Origin of the sequence: Lamprobacter modestohalophilus, assembly GCF_016583905.1 — a bacterium.
Lineage (GTDB): Bacteria > Pseudomonadota > Gammaproteobacteria > Chromatiales > Chromatiaceae > Lamprobacter > Lamprobacter modestohalophilus.
The window spans coordinates 1-5,535 of sequence record NZ_NRRY01000106.1; the positions used below are offsets into that span (position 1 = coordinate 1).

8 protein-coding genes and 1 pseudogene are annotated in these 5,535 nt (G+C 61.9%); 8 read left to right on the plus strand and 1 reads right to left on the minus strand.

Annotated features, from left to right (window positions below; translation table 11 throughout):
- Both CKO42_RS25645 and CKO42_RS25650 read left to right on the plus strand, forming a co-directional pair.
- A pseudogene (locus tag CKO42_RS25645) lies at window positions 1-158 on the plus strand (nucleotide sugar dehydrogenase); the annotation flags it as partial.
- Between the two features lie 737 nt (window positions 159-895).
- Complete coding sequence (locus CKO42_RS25650) at window positions 896-1,303, plus strand: type II toxin-antitoxin system VapC family toxin (RefSeq protein WP_200251844.1); 408 nt, start codon at window positions 896-898, stop codon at window positions 1,301-1,303.
- A gap of 12 nt (window positions 1,304-1,315) precedes the next feature.
- On the opposite strand, the gene CKO42_RS25655 is transcribed toward CKO42_RS25650, so the two are convergent.
- Window positions 1,316-1,471 (minus strand): hypothetical protein, encoded by a 156-nt coding sequence (locus CKO42_RS25655; protein ID WP_200251847.1) that lies wholly within the window; start codon window positions 1,469-1,471, stop codon window positions 1,316-1,318.
- A 76-nt stretch (window positions 1,472-1,547) separates the two neighbouring features.
- Here CKO42_RS25655 and CKO42_RS28375 point away from each other — a divergent pair, with 76 nt between their 5' ends.
- The 6 genes from CKO42_RS28375 (at window position 1,548) to CKO42_RS25685 (ending at window position 5,110) form a co-directional block, all read left to right on the plus strand.
- On the plus strand, window positions 1,548-2,135 hold the full coding sequence (locus tag CKO42_RS28375) for a DUF433 domain-containing protein (RefSeq protein ID WP_200251849.1): 588 nt from the start codon (window positions 1,548-1,550) through the stop codon (window positions 2,133-2,135).
- Entirely contained in the window at window positions 2,116-2,331 is a 216-nt protein-coding gene (locus CKO42_RS25665) for a DUF5615 family PIN-like protein (RefSeq protein ID WP_200251853.1), read from the plus strand. The genes CKO42_RS28375 and CKO42_RS25665 overlap by 20 nt, the downstream gene beginning before the upstream one ends.
- 104 nt (window positions 2,332-2,435) lie before the next feature.
- Complete coding sequence (locus CKO42_RS25670; RefSeq protein ID WP_207148832.1) at window positions 2,436-2,894, plus strand: hypothetical protein; 459 nt, start codon at window positions 2,436-2,438, stop codon at window positions 2,892-2,894.
- A gap of 41 nt (window positions 2,895-2,935) precedes the next feature.
- A complete protein-coding gene (locus tag CKO42_RS25675; RefSeq protein WP_200251870.1) occupies window positions 2,936-3,643 on the plus strand; it encodes a nucleotidyl transferase AbiEii/AbiGii toxin family protein in 708 nt (235 codons plus the stop codon).
- Between the two features lie 133 nt (window positions 3,644-3,776).
- Window positions 3,777-4,001, plus strand: coding sequence for a hypothetical protein (locus CKO42_RS25680; RefSeq protein ID WP_242479707.1), 225 nt, complete (start codon window positions 3,777-3,779; stop codon window positions 3,999-4,001).
- Window positions 4,002-4,165: 164 nt separating this feature from the next.
- Window positions 4,166-5,110, plus strand: a complete 945-nt coding sequence (locus CKO42_RS25685; protein ID WP_200251872.1) for an RpnC/YadD family protein — start codon at window positions 4,166-4,168, stop codon at window positions 5,108-5,110.
- Window positions 5,111-5,535: the final 425 nt, after the last annotated feature.

Below are 5,535 nucleotides of genomic sequence, written 5' to 3' on the forward strand. Positions count from 1 at the left end.
CCAAGCGCCCAGACCTCAGCCCACTGATCAAAGCCTCCGAGACCGTCGGCCAAGCCCTCAAACCCGGCGACCTCGTCATCTACGAATCCACCGTCTACCCCGGCTGCACCGAAGAAGACTGCGCCCCAGTCCTAGAGCGTACCTCAGGGCTAACCTACGCGATGGGTGCGAAAAACCGGACCCGTCCCGGTTTTCCAAACAGCTCCTGCTCGATGTCAACATCGTTGTTGACCTCTGCGTCGAACGCGCCGGCTCCGCAAACACCCGCCTCGCGCTCGCGTTGGCCGAGGCCAGTGGTGCCTCCCTCTGGGTCTACACCGGATCAGTGCAGACACTCGAATATGTTGTCGCCTCAGTACTGCGCGGCAAAGCGCACGACAACGGCGAGACACTCACCGGTACGGCCGCGCGTGCTCAGGCCCGTGCGTTGCTTAAACGCATCACGGCTGGCTATCAATGGCTCGCGTCCCCATCGGCAGAAGGCCCGACCCCTATTTTATTGAGTACGACGCCCTCAAGGGTGAGCGGGCACTGCTGGAGCCAGCTACCAGCTAACCTCTGCGCAAGTGTTGATCGACGCTTGGGAATGATCCATCCTCACTCTCACCACTTTCATCAGAAAACGCAGCATTTCTTGAATGCCTAAATCCATCGAAGTCGAAATCGACGCCGCGGGTCGATTGCGCCCCCTCACACCGCTACCCAGGCTACCGCTGCGAGGCTTGCTCGTACTGAGTGACGACGATACCTCAACGCCTTCCGCTGGTGCCTCGACCGCAGCCAACGCGCTCAAATTGCTTGCGAGTCCGCGCTATGACAAGCGCCCCCTTAGCCAACCAGAGGAAGTCAGCCGCCGGATCGCGGCGCTGCGGAGCGACTGGGACTCAAAGGACTGATGAACCGCGTTTATCTAGACACCTGTTGCGTCATCTACCTCATCGAAGACGTGCCAGGGTTCAGCGGCCCAATGCGCAATCGTCTCGCCGCCAAACCGGATGCCATCCTTTGCGTGTCCGCGCTGGTGCAACTAGAAGTCCTTGTAAAGCCCCTCGCCGACGGGAACCGGGTCTTAGTAAGCGATTACAGAGACTTTCTCGCCGTCCAGGAATGGGCATCGATCAGTGACCGAGAGTTTGAATTGGCAACCCGATTACGCGCGGCCCATCGTCTGAAAACCCCTGATGCCCTGCATCTTGCCGCTGCCGAAACCCACGGCTGCACAGAATTCTGGACCAACGACGATCGCCTAAATCACGCCGCAAAGGCGAAATCGATCAACGTCCTAGCTCCACTAAATCCCTAACCCAAGCGCAGCTCACCGACGCTCGACGAACAACACTTGGCGAAGGCCGAACAGGCACCGACCCGCAATCTCAGCGCCGCGCTCTTTCGCCTCGAAGCCAGCCGCAGCGCCGAGGACGCCCTGGCCATCGTGCGCGCCCTGGTCGACTGGCTCAAAGAGCCCGATCATAGCCTCCGCCCTTGCCAGCATGACAGGGGCGGGCGGAAGCTTGCCCGCAACCTTTATCCGACGGACCCAGCATCCGGTGAACGAAGACCTCACCTTCCTTATCCTGCGCCAAGAGTTTACCCGGGTGTTGCAGGTATCCGCGAAAGCGACGGACAGGAAGCGGCATCGGCTGGCCTTTCGCGAGGTCCTGTACTTCAAGCCCAAAGGCGCGCTTGAGTCAGGAGGGGTACAGATGCATCCCGAGGACCGGCGTGCCTTGTACCAGGTGTTAGTGGACAAGCCGGCCGAGGTGGGCGCTTGGCGGCGAAAGGGGCTCAGGCTGGAGCGCACGGGTGAGGTGCCGGTAACCATGGATTTGACCAAGATTGCACGCGCGACGCAGGCGACTTTGCGGGCTTATCAACGGGGTGCCGGCCTGGTCGAGCGCCGTGCGGATCGGTGCTCAGGCGAACCGGTGTTCCGAGGAACGCGGGTGCCGCTGGCGCAGGTGGTGGAGCAATGTCGCGCCGGCGTGCCGGTGGCAGAAATCGCCGAGGACTATCCGCAGCTCAGCGCACAAGCGCTGCATTATGCCGAGCTGCGCGCACGCATGGGCAAGGCCCCGGGACGACCGGCAAAACCCTTGAAGATCCAGATGTCAGCGGTTGAAGCTGCTGATCGATGAAAATCTTTCGCCGCAGCTGGCTGCCTGGGCGAACGAGCAGGGGTTAGAAGCCAGCGCGGCGATCTACGTGGCTCTGCAGGGCAAGCCTGACATTCAGCTCTGGCGTCATGCCTCCGCACATAGCCAGATTGTCGTGACGGTGAACGTCGGTGATTTCCTCAGCCTTGCCCGATCTGGTGTTGCATGCCATTCCTGAGTAGCTTTTGCAGCACCAACCGCGCTCGCACGAAAAACCGGACCCATCCTCATTTGTCCCTGCGTGCGTTGCAAGTGCATCCCCATTGGGGATAGTCTTTACGCATGCGTCAACAAGAGATGCTCCGCACCGCTATGAAACAGAGCGGCCAGACACGCCAGCGGATGGCCGAGAGCCTCGGCGTGTCGCGGCGCGCACTGGATAAATGGCTACTGCCTGAAACCTCGGGTGATTTTCGGCGCATGCCCGAAACAGCCCAGCGCCTGTTGGCCGCGCACTATGGCGTTCGGCAGTCGAGCGGTTTTAGCAAACCCTATGACTGGTCCGATCCTGCCATGACCGACAATGCCCTGATCCTTGCCGTCCTGCGGCGAGCAGACTTTGCAGACCTGGTGCAACTCTGCATCGATCAAGGCCTGGACAGGGTCAAGGGGCGCGTCGAAACGGCGCTGGGTCTGGTGCCAGCGGCTGAGCGCCCCATTCTCGAGCGCATCCTCGCCCGCATGCTGCGCAGCATCGATATTGCGCTGTCAGAAGAGCTTAGCCAGCGCCACACGGCATGACAGCGCTCAAACCTGAGTCGTTGCCCCAGGCGACGATCGCGGTGATCGACAAGCTCGCCAATGAAGAAGCACTGTCTGGCTTTTGTCTGGTGGGCGGCACCGCGATGGCGCTGCAGGCCGGTCACCGTCGAAGTCTTGATGTCGATCTCGTCACCTTTGAAGCGTCGCTCGATAAACACGCGCTGTTCAGCGCCATGCAGTCGAGAGGCGCCACCTTGGTGACGCCGGCGTCCATGATCTCGGCCGCCAAGATCAATGGCCTTGACCTGCTGGCCCATGTGCAGGATTACGTCCTTGAGGGCGTCAAAGTGCAGTGTTTTGCCGATCCCCGCGGAAAACGCTATGCCATAGGTGTGCGTTCGCAGCCCGGCTGGCGTTTCGGGTTGGCCGATTTGCCGACCCTGTTCGCCATGAAGAGCGCCCTGCTACTCAAGCGTTCACGCGCTCGCGATTACTTCGACCTGATGTGGTTCTGCCAGCATCAGGGTAAGACCTTGGCGGACATCGTTGCCGCCGCCCAGGCCGCCGACGCCGGACCCGAGGTGCCGACCGTGGTTGAGCACAAACTGCTCGGGCTGCTGCCGTTGGATACCGATGACGAAGGGCTGGACCCCGTCGATGTGGGCATCACCCTGAGCGCCATCCACGCATATTTTGAGGAACTGGTGCAGGCCCGGGAAATCGCGCTGGCGCGCGACCTGCTCGAGAAGCGTCGAGAAACCCAAGGCGATCAGTCCGACGCCTCATGATTGCGCGGGCGACGCCGGCGACCTTGCGGGGCCCCTTCAACGCTCGCGCTGAACACGCCGGAATGCGCACAAGGCGAAGCGGAAACGGTTTTTCCGCGATCGCTATCAGGTACCGGTCGCCAGCCTCGCGGTCTTGGCCGATACCGATCAGCGCTTTCGCCCACAGCAGTACAGCGCCACACTCTGGGACTGCCGCGTTGACTTCCGCTTTCCGATGGTCAAACTCTTGGACTACGCCGAGCCCGAGCGCTGGGCTGGGCTCGAAGCCAGCGACAACGTCTTCGCCTTGGTGGTGATGGCGCAGATCCGCGCCAAGGTCACCGATGATGCCGAGACGCCGGAGACGATTTTCCACTGAGGCGCGGCGATCCGCTGAGCTGCGCCGCGAAGGCAACTGTTGCTAGACCAACTCACCGCCGAGGCCAAAGCCGAAGGCCTGCTGCCACAGTGATCTTGGCAGCGCCCAGTCTGTGATCCCGGCCGGAAAAACCGGACCCGACCCCTAATTTAAACCCTCCCGGCATGCCAACCGACAATCACAGCGCCGAGACCGCATCGCCCAAGCGCGATGACGACAGCCCCTGGAAGGAGGCCCTGGAGCGCTTCTTCCCGGAGTTCCTCGCGCTGCTGTTCCCGACCGTGCATGCCGAGATCGACTGGTCGCAAGGGGTGCAGTTTCTCGATAAGGAATTCCAGCAACTGGTGCATGAAGCCAAGACCACCAGGCGCTACGCCGACAAGCTGGTTGGTGTCACCCTGCGCGATGGCACCGCGGTCTGGGTGCTGATCCATATCGAGGTGCAAGGCGAAGCGGAAACCGCCTTTGCCGAGCGCATGTACACCTATCACTACAAGATCCGCGATCGCTACCAAGTGCCGGTAGCGATCCTCGCGGTGCTCGCCGACACAGACCAAGGCTTTCGCCCCCAGCAGTTCAGCACCGCGCTCTGGGACTGCCGCGTTGACTTCCGCTTTCCGATGGTCAAACTCTTGGACTACGCCGAGCCCGAGCGCTGGGCTGAGCTCGAAGCCAGCGACAACGTCTTCGCCCTGGTGGTGATGGCGCAGATCCGCGCCAAGGTGACCAACGATGCCGAGACGCTCAAGGGCTGGAAGTTCCGCCTGATCCGCCTGATGTACGAGCGCGGTTATGAGCAGGCAAGGATTCTGGAGCTGTTCCGGCTCATCGACTGGATGATCCGCCTGCCCAAGGCGCTGGAAGCCGACTTTCGCCAAACACTCTATGCCTACGAGGAGCAACAGCGTATGCCGTATGTGACGACGGTTGAACAAGCGGGGATTCAGCAGGGCGAAGCCCTCATCCTGCTAGCTCTGCTACAAGAGAAATTCGGCCATGACAGCGCCGAGGCCTACCGCGAGCGCATCACCACCGCCGAGCCTGAGCAACTGCTGCAGTGGTCCAAACGCATCCTCAGCGCTGAGACGCCGGAGACGATTTTCCACTGAGGCGCGGCGATCCGCTGAGCTGCGCCGCGAAGGCAACTGTTGCTAGACCAACTCACCGCCGAGGCAGAAGCCGAAGGCCTGCTGCCACAGTAATCTTGGCAGAGCGAAAAACAGGACCCGACCCCTATTTGCCCGAAGCCCGCATCACCGCCGAAGCAGAAGCCGAGGGTCTGCTGCCGCCGTAAACCCGAGCCAGCCGCGCGTCCGTCCTCCCAGCCGCCGCCCCTCCGGCCGTCATTCCGGCCACCACTCCCGTCCGTCATTCCGGCCGGGAAGCCGGAAACCAGCGCAGGGAAAGCAACCTCGCAGCAGAAACCAAAGCGCGGCAGGTGACCGCCCAGCAACCAAGCAGCCACCAAGCAGCCACCACCCAGCAAGCCAACCAACCCACATCCCATGCCCCCAACCCAAGCGCACCTCACCGA

What these genes read in the sequence shown, in the direction of transcription:
- CKO42_RS25655 (WP_200251847.1), bottom strand. Translation starts at nt 1,471, where the DNA reads ATGATCGGGCTCTTTGAGCCAGTCGACCAGGGCGCGCACGATGGCCAG.
- CKO42_RS25670 (WP_207148832.1), top strand. Translation starts at nt 2,436, where the DNA reads ATGCGTCAACAAGAGATGCTCCGCACCGCTATGAAACAGAGCGGCCAG.
- CKO42_RS25650 (WP_200251844.1), top strand. Translation starts at nt 896, where the DNA reads ATGAACCGCGTTTATCTAGACACCTGTTGCGTCATCTACCTCATCGAA.
- CKO42_RS25685 (WP_200251872.1), top strand. Translation starts at nt 4,166, where the DNA reads ATGCCAACCGACAATCACAGCGCCGAGACCGCATCGCCCAAGCGCGAT.